Origin of the sequence: Actinomycetospora rhizophila, assembly GCF_042657905.1 — a bacterium.
GTDB classification, from domain to species: domain Bacteria; phylum Actinomycetota; class Actinomycetes; order Mycobacteriales; family Pseudonocardiaceae; genus Actinomycetospora; species Actinomycetospora rhizophila.
The window spans coordinates 1-16,312 of sequence record NZ_JBHSKG010000026.1; the positions used below are offsets into that span (position 1 = coordinate 1).

The window sequence follows — 16,312 nt, forward strand, 5'->3', positions numbered from 1 at the left end:
CGACGGCTACGGCGAGACGATCATGATGGACACCGACGACGACGGCGACTTCGACACCGCCGCCATCGACACCGACGCCGACGGCACCTACGAGACCGTCCGCACCGACGCCGACGGCTTCGCCTGACCCTGACCCCCATGTGAGCGAACTTCGGGGCCATAGCCCCGAAGTTCGCTCACATCGGCATGTCTAGGCCCGGTCGACGGCGAAGATCTGCAAGTCGTCGGGGGTGCCCTTGAGCCTGGTGTGCCAGCGCTTGCGGCGCACCGACAGCCTCGAGGTGTCGAGTCAGGCCAGCAGGTCGCCGCTGACGAGCACCTCGCCGGTCCCCGCCCGGTCGCCGAGGCGCGCCGCGGTGTTGACGGCGACGCCGAGGTAGTCCCCGCCCACGCGCCGCGGCCGCCCGAGGTGCAGCCCCGCACGCATCCGCGGTGTCCAGCCGTCCGCGTGGACGTCCGCCAGCCGGTCGCGGGCCTCGAACACGGCCTCGACGGCCGAGGTGGGGTCGGCGAGCGCGGCCATCATGCCGTCGCCGAGGCGCTTGACCACCGTGCCCGCCCGGTCGGTCACCGGCTTCTCCCACGCCTCGCTGACCGCCCGCAGCACGCGCTGCACCTCGTCGTCGCCGGCCGCCAGGGCCCAGCGCGAGAACTCGACGAGGTCGGTGAACACCAGCACGACCTCGCGCTCGCCGACGCCGCCGCCGAAGCGCTCGAGCACCGCCTGCCACAGCTGCAGCCCGCCGAGCCCGACCTCGCGCGTCACGCCGGGCCGGTCGCCGGTGAGCCCGACCACCGCCCGCCCCGCGAACTCGGCGTGCCGGGCGCCGCCGAGCGAGAGCGGGTCGCCGAAGTGCGCGTCGCCGGGCAGCGCGCGGCGCACCCGCTGCACCGCCGTCCGCAGCCCCTCCGAGCGGTCGAGGTCGCGCGCCCGGCGCCCCGCGCGCCCCAGCGCCTCGCGGGCCCGCTGCGCGCGCGTCCCGGTCCCGTCCTCGTCGGCCATGCGGTGATCCTCCTGCACGCGAGGATCCGCGCTCCCGTCAGAGTTCAGCGCGGCGCTCCGCGAGCGTGGCCGCGACGTCGCGCAGCTTGACGTTCAGGTCCTGCGACGCCCGGCGCAGCACGTCGAACGCGGCGCCGGCGTCCAGGCCACGGCGCTCCATGAGGATGCCCTTGGCCTGGCCGATGACGTCGCGGGAGTCGAGCGCGGTCTGAAACTGCACGTCGTGCAGCTCGGCGGCCTCGGTGACCGTGACGTAGGCGAGCGCCGTGGACACGTGCGCGGCGAGCAGCAGCGCGGCCTCCCGCTCGGAGCGCCCGAAGCCCCCGGTGGCGCGGCGGTAGAAGTTCAGCGCGCCCCGCAACGGGCGCTTCTCGCCGACCGGGAAGAGCCCGACCGCGAACACGCTGCCGGCCCCGATCTCCGCGGCGGCCGGGCCGAAGCGCGGGAAGGTGCCGTCGCGGGCGAGGTCCTCGCTGCCGGCCACCCCGAGCCCGCCGGCCTCGAGCGCGCGCACGCAGGGCCCCTCGTCGTGCTCGTACTGCACCGCGTCGAGCCGCACCGCGAGCTCGTCGGAGAAGGCCGGCGTCGCGTAGCCCTCGTGGCCGCCGCGGCGCAGGGTCACGCTGACGACGTCGGCCCCGGGGACGACGCGGCGGCCGACGGTGACGACACGGTCGAGGACCGCGTCCATCCCGCCGGTGCCGGGGGCGGCGAGCAGCTCGCGGGTGAGGTCGCCGACGGCGCTCGCCAGCAGGCCGATCTGCGGGCCGCCGGCGGGCCCCGACCCGTTCTGCGGGTAGCCGTCCCGGCCCCGGGCGCGCTCGGCGGCGTCCTCGGCCACGAAGGCCGAGCGCTCGGCGTCCCAGTCGACCTCGCTGCCCTGCCTGGTCACCGCGTCTCCCCTCGCCTCGTCGCGGTCGTCGCTGCCCATCGTGCCCGGATCGGGCGCCCGGCGCGTACCCGTGGGCACCGTCGACTACACCACCCCCTACCCCGCGGTGAGCGCGGCCGCGACCTCCCCGGCGAGGGCGACGTTGCCGCGGTACACCGCGACGTTGACGTCGAGGCTGCGTCCCGCGGTCGCGCGGTGGACGTGGTCGAGCAGGAACGGCGTGGTGTCGTGGCCGGTGATCCCGCGCTCGGCGGCCTCCGCGAGCGCCGCGTCGAGCACCGCGCGGTGCTCGGCGACGTCGAGCTGCGCCGCCGCCGCGACCGGGTTGGCCAGCAGCACCGCGCCGGACAGGCCCAGGGCGTCGCGGGCGCGGACGACGGCGGCCGCCTCCCCCGGCGCGTCGACCCGCGCCGGCACCGGGACCCCGGCGTCGTGGACGTAGAAGCCCGGGAACGCGTCGGTCCGGTACCCCAGCACCGTGACGTTCAGCGTCTCGAGGCGCTCGAGCGTCGCCGGCACGTCGAGGATCGACTTGACCCCCGCCGACACCACGAGGATCGGCACGGCGGCGAGCGCGACGAGGTCCGCCGACTCGTCGAACGTCGTCGACGCCCCGCGGTGCACGCCGCCGAGGCCCCCGGTCGCGAACACCGGGACGCCCGCGCGGTGGGCGAGCAGCGCGGTCGCCGCCACCGTCGTGCCCCCGTCGGCGCCACGGGCCACGGCCACCGGGAGATCGCGGACGCTGACCTTCTCGACCCCGTCGCCGGTGGCGAGCGCCGCCATCTCGGCGTCGGTCAGCCCGACGACGGGCCGGCCCGCGACCACGCCCACCGTCGCGGGCACGACGCCCGCCGCCCGCAGCAACGCCTCGGCCTCCCGCGCGACCTCGAGGTTGCGGGGCCGCGGCAGGCCGTGGGTGAGGATCGTCGTCTCGAGCGCGACGACGGGCCGGCCGGCGTCGACCGCCGCGCGCACCTCGTCGGCCACGCGCACCACCGCGGACATGGTCTCTCCTCACTCGAACGGCCGCTGGATCATGACCGGCTCGGACGGAACGGTACGGAGGGTGACGAACACGGCGGCACCCGACACCGGTGTCCACCCCTCGGTCGACCAGATCGTGGGTGCCCTGCACGCCGCCGGCGAGCGCGTGGTGCTGCGCCACCCCGACGGCGAGACCACCGGCGCGGAGCTCCTGGCGCTCGTCCACCGCTACGCGTGGGCGCTGGCGAGCCTCGGCATCGGCCCCGGCGACCTCGTCGCCCAGTACGCGCCGAACCGCCCCGACGCGCTCGCGGTGCGCTACGCGACGCACCTCGCCGACGCCGGTGCGGTGTACCTGTCGGCGCCGCCCGGGGCCGACCGGCGGGCCCGCCAGCTCGAGCAGATCGACCCGGCGCTGGTCGTCGTGTTCCCGGAGACCGCCCACCTGCTGCCCGTCACGACCGCCCCGGTGGTCGCCGTCGGGCCGGTCGAGGGTGTCCCGCGGCGTCTCGACGAGCTGGCCGCCGCCCAGTCGCCGGAGCCGTTCGCGTCCCGGTCGCGGCTCGGTGACCTGGGCACGGTGCTGTCCTCGGGCGGGACCACCGGCATCCCCAAGGCGAGCGTTCGCGACGTCGCCGCCTGGGCCGCGGCGGTCGCGACGCCGCACCGTCCGGAGCGCCGCCAGCTCGCGTCGGGCGCCGAGGCCTACCTGACGCAGATCCTCGTCGCCCAGACGATCATCGGCGGCGGCACCGTGGTGCTGCGCGACGACTCCGAGCCCGCCGCGCTGCTCGCCGCGATCGAGAGCGAGCGCATCACCGACCTGTTCCTCGTCGAGCCCCAGCTGGTCGCCCTCATGGACCACCCCGACGTCGCGCGCCGCGACCTCTCGACGCTGCGGACGCTCACGCACATCGGGGCCTCCGCGCCGCCGGCGCTGCGCCGCCGCGCCCGCGAGCGGCTCGGCCCGGTCCTCCAGCACACCTACGGCGCCAGCGAGATGGGCATCGTCAGCGCGCTGCGCCCCGCCGAGTACGACCCCGACGACCCCGGGCGCGCCACCAGCGCGGGCCGCATCCTGCCCGGCGTCGAGGTGCGGTTCCGCGGCGCCGACGGTGCGCTCGACCCGGAGTTCGGCAGCATCGAGGTGCGCTCCGCCGCCATGGCCCACGGCTACCGGAACCGGCCCGTCGAGCAGGCCGAGCACTTCGTCGACGGCTGGTACCGCACCGGCGACCTCGGCCGGCTCGGCGCCGACGGCCACCTGCACATCCTCGGGCGCGCCGCCGACTGCGCGGTCGTCGACGGTCGGCTGGTCACGCCGACCGGCGTCGAGGACACGCTGATGCGCGTGCCCGGCGTGCGCTACGCGGTGGTGGTGGCCGACGGCGAGCGCCGGGTGGCGGCGGTGGTGCCCTGGGACGCCCGCGTCGACCCGCAGACCTGCCGGGCCGCGGTGGCCGGCGAGCACGGGGAGGACGTGGCGGCGACGCTCGTGGTCGTCGGGCTCGACGACGTCCCGCTCACCGAGCAGGGCAAACCCGATCGCGCCGCGATCCTGGCCCGGGCCCCGTCGTGATGGCAGCGTCTGCCCCCGTGACCGGATACACCGTCGCCGACCACCTCGTCGACCGGCTGGCGGAGCTGGGGGTGGACCGCGTCTTCGGGGTCCCCGGCGACTACAGCCTCGCCATGCTCGACCACGTCACCCACCACCCGACGGTGCGCTGGACCGGCTGCACCAACGAGCTCAACGCCGGCTACGCCGCCGACGGCTACGGGCGCCTGCGCGGCATCGCCGCGCTGTGCACGACGTTCGGCGTCGGCGAGCTCAGCGCGATCAACGCGATCGCCGGGGCCTACGCCGAGCACGTCCCCGTCGTGCACATCGTCGGCGCGCCGGCGCTGACCGCGCAGGCGCAGCACCGGCCGGTGCACCACACCCTCGGCGACGGGGTGTTCGGGCACTTCACCGCGATGCACGCCGACATCACGTGCGCGCGGGCGTCGCTGACCCACGAGAACGCGGTGGCCGAGATCGACCGGGTGCTGCGCGAGGTCCGCGACCGGCGCCTGCCCGGCTACCTCGTGGTCCCGGCCGACGTGGCCGCCGGGCCCGCCGCGAGCACGCGCGCGGCGCTGCCCGCGCCGGTCGACACCACCGACCCGGAGGCGCTCGCGGGGTTCGTCGACGCCGCGCGGCGCCTGCTGGAGTCGGCGTCGACGCCCGACGACGTCGCGCTGCTCGCCGGGCTGACCGTCCACCGGCTCGGCGCGAGCGCGACCCTCGCCCGGCTGCTGGCCGCCGGGCCGCTGCCGCACGCGGTGACGCCGTGGGCGAAGAGCCTGGTCGACGAGTCCGGCCCCCGGTTCGCCGGCACCTACACCGGCGCCGCCAGCCCGCCCGCCACGCGCACGGCGGTCGAGGACGCCGCGGTGCTGGTCGTCGCCGGGGTCGTGTTCACCGACCTCGACAGCGGCATGTTCACCCAGCGGATCACGCGGAACCGCACCATCGACGTCGGCCCGCGGACCGCGGCGGTCGGGGCGGCCACGTTCGCCCCGGTGGAGCTGCCGACCGCGCTCGCGGCGCTCGAACCGCTGGTCGCCGAGGTCGCCGCGCGCCGCGCAGGGCCCGCGCCCTCGGAGCCGCTCGCCGCCCCCACGCCCGCCGCGGGCGCCGCCCCCGAGGACGAGGCGCTGCGCCAGGACACGCTGTGGGCCGAGGTGAGCGGCTTCCTGCGCGGCGGCGACATCGTGCTCGCCGACCAGGGCACGAGCTTCTACGGGATGGCGCCGCACCGCCTGCCCGCGGGTGTCACGTTCGTCGGCCAACCGTTGTGGGCCTCGATCGGCTACACGCTGCCCGCCCTGCTCGGCACGTGCACGGCGCTGCCCGGGCAGCGCGGCGTGCTGCTCATCGGCGACGGTGCCGCGCAGATGACCGCGACCGAGCTCGCCACCGTGCTGCGCGAGCGGATCCCCGCCGTGATCGTCGTGGTCGACAACGACGGCTACACCGTCGAGCGCGCCATCCACGGGCCCGACGAGCCGTACAACGACATCACGCCGTGGGACTGGCCGGCGCTGGCCCGCGCCCTCGGCGGCGGCGAGCACCTCCTGGCCACGCGCGCCACGACCGTCGGCGAGCTGCGCCGGGCCTTCGCGGACGCAGACGCCGACCCCGCGCGGGTGACCCTCGTGCAGGCCGTCGTCCCGCGCGACGACGTCCCGGACCTGCTCGCCGCCCTCACCCGCGTGCTGGGCTCGCGGCCGGCTCCGGAGCCCGCGCCGACCTCCTGAGGCCGCGCCGCAGCTCCCGCCCGCCGCGGGCGTACCAGCCGGCCATGAGCGCGACGGCGACCGCGACCTCGACCGCGGTGCCGCCGTAGTACATGACCTGCGCGCCGAGCCGGATCTCCGCGGGGGTGCCGCCGCGCGCGGGCAGGGTGCGTGCGTACATCAGCTTGGCGAGCACGTCGTGGCCCGCCGCGGCGACCAGGAGCGTGAGCAGGGACCCGACCAGCCCGGGCCGGCGCGGCAGCGGGTCGGCGCCGACGAGCACGACGGCGAGCAGCAGGCCCGCGAGCACCATGTGCAGGTCGACCAGGGCCATGAGCAGCGGGTGCTCGTGGGCGAGGGTGAAGAGGTCGGTGAGGTAGAAGGCGACCATGCCGCCGAGCTCGAGGACGAGCACCACGGGCGGCGCGACGAGCACCCGCGCGGCCCGGCTGTGCAGGACGCGCAGCAGGCGCCGGCGACCGGTCGTGGGCAGGGCCCGCAGCGCCAGCGTGACGGGGGCGGCGAGCGCGAGGAGCAGCGGCGCGAGCATCGCCAGCAGCAGGTGCGCGACGACGTGCACGGCGAACGGGGCGCCGGGCAGCGCGAGGGCCGTGGCCAGCGCGGCGACCCCGCCCGCGGCGGCGGCCCAGCGCGCCGCCGGCCAGCGGTCGCCGCGCCGGTGCAGGCGCAGGCCGCCGGCGAGGTATCCCACGGCGACCACCAGCACCGCGAGGGCGGGCCACCCGGTGGCCCCGGTGTCGTGGTGCATCGTCACCGGTCGGCCACCTGACGCGCCCGCCCCGTCAGCAGCACTGCGCCGGCCACGGCGCCGATCGCCCCGCTGATGTTCCAGGCCAGGTCGTAGGGCAGGAGGTCGACCTCGTAGCGGATCTGGTGCAGCCCCAGCACCTTGTGCTGGAACAGCCCGTCGTAGAGCTGGAACACGCCCCAGCCCAGCAGGCCGCCGGCCCACACGCGCTTCGGGACGGTGACGCGGCGGCGCTGCAGGTCGGCGAACAGGAAGAGCCCGACGACGATCGCGATCCAGCCGCCGGCGTGGAACAGGCCGTCCGAGACCAGCCCGGCCTCGAGTCCCGCGCCGTCGTAGAAGTGGTGCCAGTGCAGCAGCTGGTGGAACACCGTCTCGTCGAGGAAGGCCGCGACGCCCACCCCGATGAGGACGCCGGCGAGGACGGAGCGCCCGGTCGCTGTCGTGGCCATGCGGCGTGGTGCCCGGCGGCGGGCGGGGCGCAACCCGTCTCAGCGCAGGTTCCGGTACCCGGGGTGGACGCCGGGGGTGAGGCCCCGGTCGGCGGCGACCTTCGCGAGCAGCTCGCGCAGGCGGGCCCGCTCGTCGGGGTCCAGGGCGGCGAGCACGGCGTCGTCGTGCTCGCGGGCGACCCGCCCGATCTCGGCGAGCAGCGCCGTGCCGGCGTCGGTGAGGTGCACCGCGTGCAGCCGCCGGTCCGACGGATTGCGGCGGCGCTCGACGAGCCCGCGCTCCTCCAGACCGTCGACGAGCGCGACGAGCCGGGTCGCCGGGGTGCCGAGCAGCTCGGCGAGCGCCTGCTGGCTGCTGCCGGGCGCGCCCGCGATCGCGCGCAGCAGCCCGGTCTGCGGCGGGGTCAGGTCGAGCTCGCCGATGCGCTGCGCGAACGCCTGCGCGGCGTGCGTCCCGAGCTGGGTGAGCAGGAACGCACCGCCCGCGGGTGGGAGCTCGGACCGATCAGGATCACGCGACGGCACGGCGAGAACGATAGCTCTTGACAAACGGTGTCGTCACGATGACCGTTACAAGTTGTCATCGTTTACCGCGAGGAAGAACCGCCATGCCCACCACCCTCCCCTCCACGGTCCACGAGCTCGTCGAGCGCTACACCGCCGCCGAGGCGGCGCAGGACGCGGCGACGCTCGCCGACCTCGCCACCGAGGACCTCCGGCTCGTCGGCCCGCTCGGCTTCGTCCTCGACCGGGAGGCGTGGCTGCGCCGGTTCGCCGACGGCCTGTCCTACGCCGAGCTCGCGATCGACGACGTCGACGTGCGCGAGCACGGCGACCAGGCGGTGGCGATCGCGACCCAGACCCAGTCGGCGTCGTACCAGGGGCACACGATGGCCGGGCGCTTCCGGGTGACCTTCGTGGCCGGCCGCGAGGACGCGGGCTGGCGGCTGCGCAGCGCGCACCTCAGCGGCCCGCTGCCGGGGACCGCGCCGTGACCGTGCCGGCGGCGCGGCCCCGGGAGCTCAGCTGGCCGCGCGTGCTGTGGGGCGCCGGCGCCGTGCTGCTGGTCGCGATGGTCGTGCACGTCGTCGCCCTGGTGCTGCTCGGCGGTCCGGTCGGCGGCCCGGTGTCGCTGCGCAAGCCGGCGACGTTCGCCGAGACCGGCTGGCTGCTGTGCTGGTCGGTCGCGGTCGTCCTGCCCGCGCTGCGCACCCGCGCCCGGCAGCGCCGCGTCGTCGGGGCGACGGTGCTCGCGTTCGCGCTGGGCGAGACCGCGATCATCGGGTTCCAGGCCTGGCGCGGGGTGCCCAGCCACTACAACGTCACGACCCCGCTCGACACCGTCCTCATGCGCGGCGGCGCGGCCGGGACGGCGGCGGTGTTCGTGGCCGGGATGGCGGTGCTGCTGGTGGCGGCGCTGCGGTCGCCCGCGACCCCGGCGCTCCGGCTGGGCGTCGCCGGCGGGATCGGGGTGCTGCTCGCCGGCTGCGCGGTCGGCATGGTGATGATCTCCACGAACAGCGGCGTCTACCGCGGCGGCATCGGCAGCGGGTTCGGTCGCACCGGCGCGTACCTCGGCCCCGACGCCGCCACCGTCGGCCCCGACCTCGCCGGGTTCCGCCCGGCCACCGCCGGCGGCGACCTCGTGCTCCCCCACGCCATCGGCGTGCACGGCCTGCTCCTGCTCGCGGTGCCCGCGGTCCTGCTCGCCGGCACCGCGCGGCGCGACCGCCTCGCCCCGGTGGCGACGATGGTCGGCGCGGTCGTCGTCGCGCTCGCGGTGCTGCTCGCCCACGCCTTCCGGATGCTGCCGCTCGACGCCCTCGGCGCCCCGGCGCTGGCGGTGCTCGCGGCGTGCGCGGTGGCCTACCTCGGCGGGCTCGCCGTCACCGGGCGGGCACTTCTCCGTGATCGCCGTCCTGGTGACGATCGCTCGCACATCTGACAGCGGGCGTCACCGAGACGGCGATCTTCAGGTCTGGGCCACGGGCTCCTGGCTCGGCGCCTCGGCCGCCAGCCGCGCCCGCAGTCGCGGCGCCACGCCCGCGTAGGCCGCGGGGTCGACGGGGTTGAGGTACTGCTTGACCCGCGCGCCGCGGGAGATGTCGAGGTCGAGGTCGCCGAGCACCTCGTCGACGTTGTGCAGCGAGAACGGGATGATCTTCGTGCCGCGGGCGTGGTGGCCGTCGGTGGCGGCGTCCATGAACGCGATCTGCTCGTCGACGTGGCGCCGCATCGCCGCCGCTGCGGGCAGGTCGACCCGGCCGGCGAGGTGCGCGGCGATCCAGGCCGCCGCCATCTCGGCGTTCAGCGGGCTGAAGAACGAGGAGTTGTAGCCCGCGAAGGTCAGCCGGTCGACGTCGGTGGGCAGGATCTGGCGGTACAGCAGGAAGTTGCCGCGCTCGTCGTGCAGGCGCGCGACGACGTCGTCGGGCAGGAACGGCACGCCCTGCCGGAAGCCGGTGGCGCAGACGAGGGTGTCGGCGCGCACCACCGCGCCGTCGTCGAGCTCGACGTGCGGGGCGCCGTCCTTCTCGAGCAGCCGCACGATCGTCCGGTCGCGGCGCACCGCGACCTCGCCGGCACGCACGGCCTCGTAGAAGCCGTCGGTGGTCAGGCCGATCGCGCCGCGCACGATGTCCTCGAAGCACCCGGTGGGCACGAGGTCGAGCTCGCGCAGCCCGAACTGGCGCGCCGAGACCGGGCCCAGCGAGTCGAGGATCCGGCTGCGCAGCCCGTTCGCGGGGCCGTGCAGGAACTTCTCGATCCCCCGCAGGGAGCGGTAGCGGAACAGCGACTCCCCGAGCCGGGTGAGCAGCAGGTGCTTGAAGTTGAGGAAGCCGCCGACGAAGCGCGGCACCTTCCACACGAGCTGGCGCGCCACCACCGTCGTCGCCGCGGCCGTGCCGCCGACCGCGACCGCGACGTCGCACGCGGTCTTGCCGTAGCCGAGGACGACGACATGGCGGTCGCGGACCTGCTCGGCGTCGTGCAGCTCGGTCGCGGGCAGCACCCGCCCGCCGGCGGCGGTGAACTCGTCGACGCCCGGGAACGTCGGCACCGACGGCTCGCAGAACACGCCGTTGGCGACGACGAGGTGGTCGACGGTGTCGGTGCCGGCCCCGTGCGGACCAGAAATCGTCAGCGTCCAGCCGGCGTCGTGCGGCACGGCGGCGGTCACCTCGGTGTCCAGGCGCAGCAGCCGGTCGACGCCCGTGTGCGCGGCGTAGGCCTCGAGGTAGGCCTGCACCTGCTCCCCGGACGGCCACTCGGGCAGGTCGCGGGGCATCGGGAAGTCGGAGAACGCGTAGGTGTCGCGCGGGCTCTGCGTGCACAGGCCCGGGTAGCGGCGGGTCGCGCTCCAGACGCCGCCCACGTCGGGGGTGCGGTCGTAGACGACGACGTCGTGGCCGACCTCGGTGAGGACCTTCGCGGTGACGAGCCCGGCGACGCCGGCGCCGACGATGCCGATCCTCACGAGGGGCTCCCCGCGGGCAGGCGCAGCTCGATGCCGAAGTCGGCCATGATCGCCTGCATCACCGCGATGTCCTTCTTGCCCGGCGGCAGGTCGGCGAGGGCCTGGTAGTAGGCCTCGAGCCCCGCCGGCGACACCACGGAGATCACGCGGGCCTCGTCGTCGTACGGGTTGCGGAAGGTGTGCACGACGTCGCGGGGCAGCAGCAGGTAGTCGCCCGCGCCGAGCGTGAAGTCCTCGCCGCCCAGCATCACGTCGAGCTTGCCGGCGAGGCAGATGAACGACTCGTCCTCGCGGGTGTGCACGTGCGGCGGCGGCCCGTCGACCCCGCCGGGGACCGCGTACTCGAACAGCGAGTACGCGTCCCGGGTGTTCTCGCCGGTGGCCTTCGCCGTGATGCCGATCCCGATCGCCGGGATCTGCCGGCCCTCCCGGGACGAGAGCATGTACCCGCCGCCCAGTGACATCCGTGCCTCCTCGCTGTGGGTGGGGTCACAGCGTCGGAAACGGACAGCGGTGCGGCCACTCCCGGTCCCGGTCAGTGGGACCGGTCACGCAGCGGGGTCGGACGACTACCGCCGCGAGTACGCCCGCGACGCGGCGGCGGCCGCGAGCTGCACCGGCGGGCCCGCGCGCTCGGAGCGCACCGCCGCCGACGGGCCGGTCACCGACAGCGCCGCCACCACCTCGCCCAGCGGGCCGAAGATCGGCGCGGCGACACAGGAGACGCCGATGTTGCCCTCCTCGCGCTCCACCGCCCAGCCGCGGTCGGGGATCGCGGCGAGCTCGCGGCGCACCGCGTCGGCGTCGGTCAGCGTGCGCGGCGTCCGCGCCGGCATCGGCCCGGCGAGGGCGGCCTCGACCGCCTCCCCGGGCGACCAGGCCATGATCGCCCGCCCGAGCGCCGAGCAGTACGCCGGGATCGTGCCGCCCACCTGCGAGAGCATCGGCATCGGACGGTGCCCGGTGATCTTCTCGACCACGAGGACCTCGGTGCCGTGCAGCACCCCGAGCTGCACGGCGACCTTCACCGCCGCGTGCAGGTCGTGCAGGAACGGCAGCACCGCCTCGCGCAGTTCGTGGCGGATCGGCACCAGGCCGGAGAGCTCGAAGAGACGCTGGCCGATGCGGTAGCGGTCGTCGGGCTTGTCCAGCCAGCCCAGGCGCAGCATCCGGTCGGCGGTGCGGTGGGTCGTCGAGCGCGGGAGCCCGCAGCGGTGCACCAGCGACGCCAGTGTCAGCTCGCGGTGGGTGGCGTCGAAGGCGTCGAGGATCGCGGCGGCCCGGTCGAGGCCGCCGGCCGGCTCCGTGCCGTCCCGCGCCCTCCTGTCCCAATCAGTGGGACCGGCCATCGCCGTCCCCTCCCTCCGGCAGCGACGCTCGGGTCTCGTCGGGAGCATCCAGGGAGGACGTCATCGGGGCAACCACGGCGCTGGTCGGCGGCGGCGCGAGCGGGATCGGGCGCGCGACCGCCGAGCGGCTCGCCCACGACGGGTGGGACGTCGTCCTGGCCGGGCGCACCGAGGAGACCCTGCGGGCCACCGCGTCCGAGCTGACCCCGGCGACGGGGCGCGAGGTCCGGTGGGCCGTCGCGGACCTCGGCGACCCGGACGGCGCCGACGACCTGGTCGCCGACGTCGAGGACCGGTTCGGCGAGATCGCCGTCCTGGTCCTCAACACCGGCGGGCCGCCTCCGGCGCGCATCCTCGACGTGGACGCGGACGACTGGCGCGACGCCGCCGACCTCCTGCTGATCGGCCCGATGGCCGTGGCCCGCAACGTCGTCGCCGGCATGCAGGAGCGGGGATCCGGGCGCGTCGTGGTCGTCACCTCGACCGCGGTCCGCCAGCCGATGCCCGACCTGGCCCTGTCGACCGTGCTGCGCTCGGCGATGACCGCCGCGGCGAAGCTGCTCGCGGGCGAGGTCGCGGCCGACGGCGTCACCGTCAACTGCGTGGCGCCCGGACCGGTGGCGACCGGGCGGCGCGCGCAGATCCTGGCGAACCGGGCCGCCGCGACCGGGGCGAGCGCCGAGCAGGTGGACGCCGACGACCTCGCGCTCGTGCCGGCGGGCCGCAGCGCCGAGCCCGCGGAGATCGCCGCGGCGATCTCCTTCCTCGCGTCGGCCGGTGCGGCCTACGTGACCGGGACCGTGCTGACCGTGGACGGCGGACGAACGGAGACGACCTGGTGAGCGGATTCGACATGGCGGCCTTCCTCGCCGGCCTCACCCCCGAGGTGCCGCCGGGCGGGGCGCGCCCCCTGGTCGTGCACGCCGACGAGCTGACGCCCCTGCCCGCGGGCGAGGTGCACAACCCGACCGCGCTGTCGGTGGTCGGGAACCTCCCGACCGCGACGTTCGAGCTGTTCCGCCAGACGATCCCGGCGGCGCGGAGCTCGGACATGCAGCGCCACCACCACGAGACCGTGCACTTCGTCATCAGCGGCGAGGGATACAGCGAGATCGAGGACGAGACGGTCGAGTGGGCGCGAGGCAGCTTCGTCTACACGCCGCCGTGGACCTGGCACCGCCACTACAACGCCTCGACCGAGCACCCGGTCGAGTTCCTGACCATCGAGAACTCGCGGCTGCTCGGCGCGCTGGGCGTCAACCGCCGCCAGAGCGCGGGGCTGGTGACGGTCGCGGAGGCGCGGGCGATGTTCAAGGGAGAACCGGCATGAGCGACCACATCAGCATCTGGGGCGAGCTCGGCGACGTCGACCACGAGCTGCGCCACCTCGACGTGGCGGGTGTCCGTACGCGCGTGCTGCGCGCCGGCACGGGACCCGACCTCGTCCTGCTGCACGGCACGGGCGGGCACCTCGAGGCCTACGCGCGCGACATCGCCGGGCTCGCGCGGAACTTCCGCGTCACCGCCTACGACATGGTCGGCCACGGCTGGAGCGACCTGCCCGACGTGCCCTTCACCGTCGACGTCCTCTCCGACCACCTGCTCGGGCTCATGAACGCGCTCGGCATCGCCTCGGCGCACCTGTCCGGCGAGTCGCTGGGCGGCTGGGTGGTCGCCTGGACCGCGGCGCACCACCCGGGGCGCGTCCGGCGGATCGTGCTCAACACCCCGGGCAACATCGCCAACAAGCCCGAGGTCATGGCCCGGCTGGTCGCGAGCACGACGACCGCGGTGTCCGACCCGAGCGACGCGAACGTGCGCGCCCGCGTCGCCTGGCTGTTCCACGACAAGGAGATGGTCACCGACGAGCTGGTGGACCTGCGTCGGCGCGTCTACACCCGCGACGGCTTCCGGCGCGCCGTCGACAACATCCTCGTGCTGCAGGACCCGGTCACCCGCGCGCGCTTCAGCTGGGACCCGTCCTGGGTCGGGCGGATCACCGCGCCGACGCTGCTGCTCTGGACCGACCACGACCCCACCGGCGGGCTCGACGAGGCGCAGATGCTGCTCGACTGGCTCCCCGACGCGCGCCTGCACGTGATCACCGGCGCCGGGCACTGGCCGCAGTGGGAGAAGCCGGACGAGTTCGTCGAGCAGCACGAGACGTTCCTGCTGCCGGTGCACACGCCGGTCACGGCGGTGCGCGCGTGAGCGACATCGTCGGTTTCGTGGGCATGTCCCACTCGCCGTTCGCGACGCTCCTGCCGCCCGCGGGCCCGCGGGACCCCGGCGCGCCGTTCCTCGCCGACGCCGCCCGCGTGCGCGACGCCGTGACGCGCCTGGCGCCCGACGCCGTCGTCGTGGTGGGCCCCGACCACTTCCACGGCAACTTCTACGACGTCATGCCCCCGTTCGTGCTCGGCGTCGAGGAAGCGGTCGGCTTCGGCGACTTCGGCAGCACGTCCGGACCGCTGCCGCTGGCGGGCGAGCTGGCCTGGTCGGTGTACGACGGGCTCACCGACGCCGGCTTCGACCTCGCGCTGTCGTACTCGCTGACCGTCGACCACGGCATCGTGCAGGGCTACGAGATGGTCACCGGCGGCACGACGATCCCGCTGGTCCCGCTCGTGGTGAACACCGCCGCGCCGCCCCTGCCCACGCTCGGGCGCTGCGTCGCGCTCGGCCGGGCGCTCGGCGCGGCGCTGGCCGCGGGCCCGCCCGGTCGCGTGCTGCTCGTCGCGAGCGGCGGGCTGTCGCACTGGCTGCCGTCGAACGACCCGCGGGACCCGGCGGTGGTGGGCGAGAAGCGCGACGCGCTGATCCACGGGCGCCGGGACGCGCAGGCGTTCGCCGCCGCCCGGGAGCCGAAGGTGCGGGCGATGGGCGGCGACCCGGCGGCGCGGGTCAACGACGCCTGGGACCGGTGGTTCCTCGGGCGCCTCACCGCCGGCGACCTCGACGCGATCACCGAGCTCGGCCACGAGGGGCTCGAGAAGGAGGCGGGCACCGGCGGGCACGAGATCCGCACGTGGCTCGTCGGCCTGGCCGCGGTGGGCGCCCCGCTGCGGTGGACGAGCTACGACCCGGTGCCGGAGTGGATCACGGGCATGGGCAGCGGGGCGACCTTCGAGGTCGCCTGACGGTCACCCCAGGTGGGCCAGGACCGCCCGGTGGTCGCTGCCGGGCAGGTCGAGCACGCGCGTGGCCCGCACGGCGATCCCGCCGCCGGCCAGCACGTGGTCGATCCGGAAGCCGAGCCATCGCGGCCAGCGGGTCGGCCAGGTCGGCGGCGAGCCGGGGGCCCGGGCGTCGCCCAGCGGCGCGAGCGCACGGTGCTCGGTGGTGGTGTTGAGGTCGCCCGCGATCACCGTCGGGCCGCCGGCCGCGGCGCGCCACGTGGCGAGGGCGTCGAGCTCGTCGGACCAGCGCTCGACGAAGCCGGGGGTCGGCGCCACGGGGGTGCGCGGCCAGCACCCGCACGCCGTCGAGCGCGCCGCCGGAGACCTCGAGCCAGCCGTAGAGCCCGCCGGCCAGGACGGGCACGACGCGCACGTCGCCGAGCCGCGGCACCGCGAGCACCGTCGTCCACGGGCCGTCGGGATCGTCGGGCACCCGGCGGTGCGGGCGCGGCGGCGGCGCGGACCAGGCGCGGTGGTCGAGGTCGGTGACGTGCTCCTCCAGCCGCGCGAGGAACCGCGTCCCGGCCTCGGGGAGCACGACGAGGTCGGGGCGCTCGGCGCGCAGGACCGCGGCGAGCGCGGCCGGGTCGGCGCGGCCCTGCCAGACGTTGGCGACGAGCACGGTGAGGGTCGTGGGGCCCGGCGTGGTCCGCCGGCGGCGTCGCGGGACGGCGACCACCGCGCCGGCGACGCCCGCGGCGCCCAGCGCGACCGGACGCAGGGGCGGGGCCAGGGCCGCCAGCGCGGCGAGCGCGCCGACGCCGCCGGCGAGCGCGGGCCGGGCGGCGAGCAGGATCGGCCACGGCGCCCGGCGCTCGCGCCCCCGCAGCTCCGGGACCAGCAGCGCCGCCGCCACCGCCGCGCCCGCCGCGAACCCCGGCCACCGCGCCACATCGCCTCCCCGCTCCTCCCGGAGATCAT

18 protein-coding genes are annotated in these 16,312 nt (G+C 76.0%); 8 read left to right on the top strand and 10 right to left on the bottom strand.

The window, feature by feature from the left end; all coding sequences use genetic code 11:
* Positions 1 to 289: 289 nt before the first annotated feature.
* The 3 genes from ACFPK1_RS30590 to ACFPK1_RS30600 all read right to left on the bottom strand — a co-directional run bounded on the left by ACFPK1_RS30590 (position 290) and on the right by ACFPK1_RS30600 (position 2,903).
* Positions 290 to 1,003: an adenylate/guanylate cyclase domain-containing protein gene (locus ACFPK1_RS30590; RefSeq protein WP_378024728.1), complete on the bottom strand. Its 714-nt coding sequence runs from the start codon at positions 1,001 to 1,003 to the stop codon at positions 290 to 292.
* A 37-nt stretch (positions 1,004 to 1,040) separates the two neighbouring features.
* A complete protein-coding gene (locus tag ACFPK1_RS30595) occupies positions 1,041 to 1,895 on the bottom strand; it encodes an ANTAR domain-containing protein (protein ID WP_378024729.1) in 855 nt (284 codons plus the stop codon).
* Between the two features lie 96 nt (positions 1,896 to 1,991).
* Entirely contained in the window at positions 1,992 to 2,903 is a 912-nt protein-coding gene (locus ACFPK1_RS30600; protein WP_378024730.1) for a pseudouridine-5'-phosphate glycosidase, read from the bottom strand.
* 61 nt (positions 2,904 to 2,964) lie between these two features.
* On the opposite strand from ACFPK1_RS30600, the gene ACFPK1_RS30605 reads away from it, so the two are divergent.
* Both ACFPK1_RS30605 and ACFPK1_RS30610 read left to right on the top strand, forming a co-directional pair.
* The gene (locus tag ACFPK1_RS30605; protein ID WP_378024731.1) at positions 2,965 to 4,461 is read left to right on the top strand and encodes a class I adenylate-forming enzyme family protein; all 1,497 of its coding nucleotides are present in this window, start codon (positions 2,965 to 2,967) and stop codon (positions 4,459 to 4,461) included.
* 17 nt (positions 4,462 to 4,478) lie between these two features.
* Complete coding sequence (locus ACFPK1_RS30610; protein WP_378024732.1) at positions 4,479 to 6,185, top strand: alpha-keto acid decarboxylase family protein; 1,707 nt, start codon at positions 4,479 to 4,481, stop codon at positions 6,183 to 6,185.
* Here the strand turns inward: ACFPK1_RS30610 and ACFPK1_RS30615 are convergent.
* Genes ACFPK1_RS30615 through ACFPK1_RS30625 form a run of 3 tightly spaced genes read right to left on the bottom strand, consistent with a single transcriptional unit; the run spans position 6,133 to position 7,910 of the window.
* Positions 6,133 to 6,933 (bottom strand): cytochrome c oxidase assembly protein, encoded by an 801-nt coding sequence (locus tag ACFPK1_RS30615; RefSeq protein ID WP_378024799.1) that lies wholly within the window; start codon positions 6,931 to 6,933, stop codon positions 6,133 to 6,135. The two genes, ACFPK1_RS30610 and ACFPK1_RS30615, sit on opposite strands and share 53 nt — an antisense overlap.
* 2 nt (positions 6,934 to 6,935) lie before the next feature.
* Entirely contained in the window at positions 6,936 to 7,385 is a 450-nt protein-coding gene (locus ACFPK1_RS30620) for a DUF2243 domain-containing protein (protein WP_378024733.1), read from the bottom strand.
* Between the two features lie 39 nt (positions 7,386 to 7,424).
* Positions 7,425 to 7,910 carry a MarR family winged helix-turn-helix transcriptional regulator gene (locus tag ACFPK1_RS30625; RefSeq protein ID WP_378024734.1) on the bottom strand — a complete coding sequence of 162 codons (486 nt, stop codon included), beginning with the start codon at positions 7,908 to 7,910 and terminating at the stop codon, positions 7,425 to 7,427.
* An 83-nt stretch (positions 7,911 to 7,993) separates the two neighbouring features.
* On the opposite strand from ACFPK1_RS30625, the gene ACFPK1_RS30630 reads away from it, so the two are divergent.
* Both ACFPK1_RS30630 and ACFPK1_RS30635 read left to right on the top strand, forming a co-directional pair.
* Entirely contained in the window at positions 7,994 to 8,380 is a 387-nt protein-coding gene (locus ACFPK1_RS30630; RefSeq protein ID WP_378024735.1) for a nuclear transport factor 2 family protein, read from the top strand.
* A complete protein-coding gene (locus tag ACFPK1_RS30635) occupies positions 8,377 to 9,330 on the top strand; it encodes a hypothetical protein (protein WP_378024736.1) in 954 nt (317 codons plus the stop codon). Before ACFPK1_RS30630 ends, ACFPK1_RS30635 begins: the two co-directional genes overlap by 4 nt.
* A gap of 27 nt (positions 9,331 to 9,357) precedes the next feature.
* Here the strand turns inward: ACFPK1_RS30635 and ACFPK1_RS30640 are convergent, their stop codons facing one another.
* The 3 genes from ACFPK1_RS30640 to ACFPK1_RS30650 form a co-directional block, all read right to left on the bottom strand.
* Positions 9,358 to 10,863 carry a flavin-containing monooxygenase gene (locus tag ACFPK1_RS30640; protein ID WP_378024737.1) on the bottom strand — a complete coding sequence of 502 codons (1,506 nt, stop codon included), beginning with the start codon at positions 10,861 to 10,863 and terminating at the stop codon, positions 9,358 to 9,360.
* Positions 10,860 to 11,327 (bottom strand): cupin domain-containing protein, encoded by a 468-nt coding sequence (locus ACFPK1_RS30645; protein WP_378024738.1) that lies wholly within the window; start codon positions 11,325 to 11,327, stop codon positions 10,860 to 10,862. Before ACFPK1_RS30645 ends, ACFPK1_RS30640 begins: the two co-directional genes overlap by 4 nt.
* A 105-nt stretch (positions 11,328 to 11,432) precedes the next feature.
* Positions 11,433 to 12,212 (bottom strand): IclR family transcriptional regulator, encoded by a 780-nt coding sequence (locus ACFPK1_RS30650; protein WP_378024739.1) that lies wholly within the window; start codon positions 12,210 to 12,212, stop codon positions 11,433 to 11,435.
* Here ACFPK1_RS30650 and ACFPK1_RS30655 point away from each other — a divergent pair.
* From ACFPK1_RS30655 to ACFPK1_RS30670, 4 genes are read left to right on the top strand one after another with little or no spacing between them, the layout of a single operon-like run.
* Positions 12,095 to 13,054 carry an SDR family oxidoreductase gene (locus ACFPK1_RS30655; RefSeq protein ID WP_378024740.1) on the top strand — a complete coding sequence of 320 codons (960 nt, stop codon included), beginning with the start codon at positions 12,095 to 12,097 and terminating at the stop codon, positions 13,052 to 13,054. The genes ACFPK1_RS30650 and ACFPK1_RS30655 overlap by 118 nt on opposite strands.
* Complete coding sequence (locus ACFPK1_RS30660) at positions 13,051 to 13,542, top strand: cupin domain-containing protein (RefSeq protein ID WP_378024741.1); 492 nt, start codon at positions 13,051 to 13,053, stop codon at positions 13,540 to 13,542. The genes ACFPK1_RS30655 and ACFPK1_RS30660 overlap by 4 nt, the downstream gene beginning before the upstream one ends.
* A complete protein-coding gene (locus ACFPK1_RS30665) occupies positions 13,539 to 14,423 on the top strand; it encodes an alpha/beta fold hydrolase (protein ID WP_378024742.1) in 885 nt (294 codons plus the stop codon). Before ACFPK1_RS30660 ends, ACFPK1_RS30665 begins: the two co-directional genes overlap by 4 nt.
* Positions 14,420 to 15,352 carry a DODA-type extradiol aromatic ring-opening family dioxygenase gene (locus ACFPK1_RS30670; RefSeq protein WP_378024743.1) on the top strand — a complete coding sequence of 311 codons (933 nt, stop codon included), beginning with the start codon at positions 14,420 to 14,422 and terminating at the stop codon, positions 15,350 to 15,352. The genes ACFPK1_RS30665 and ACFPK1_RS30670 overlap by 4 nt, the downstream gene beginning before the upstream one ends.
* A gap of 3 nt (positions 15,353 to 15,355) precedes the next feature.
* Here ACFPK1_RS30670 and ACFPK1_RS30675 read toward each other — a convergent pair whose 3' ends face one another.
* On the bottom strand, positions 15,356 to 16,312 hold the full coding sequence (locus ACFPK1_RS30675; RefSeq protein ID WP_378024744.1) for an endonuclease/exonuclease/phosphatase family protein: 957 nt from the start codon (positions 16,310 to 16,312) through the stop codon (positions 15,356 to 15,358).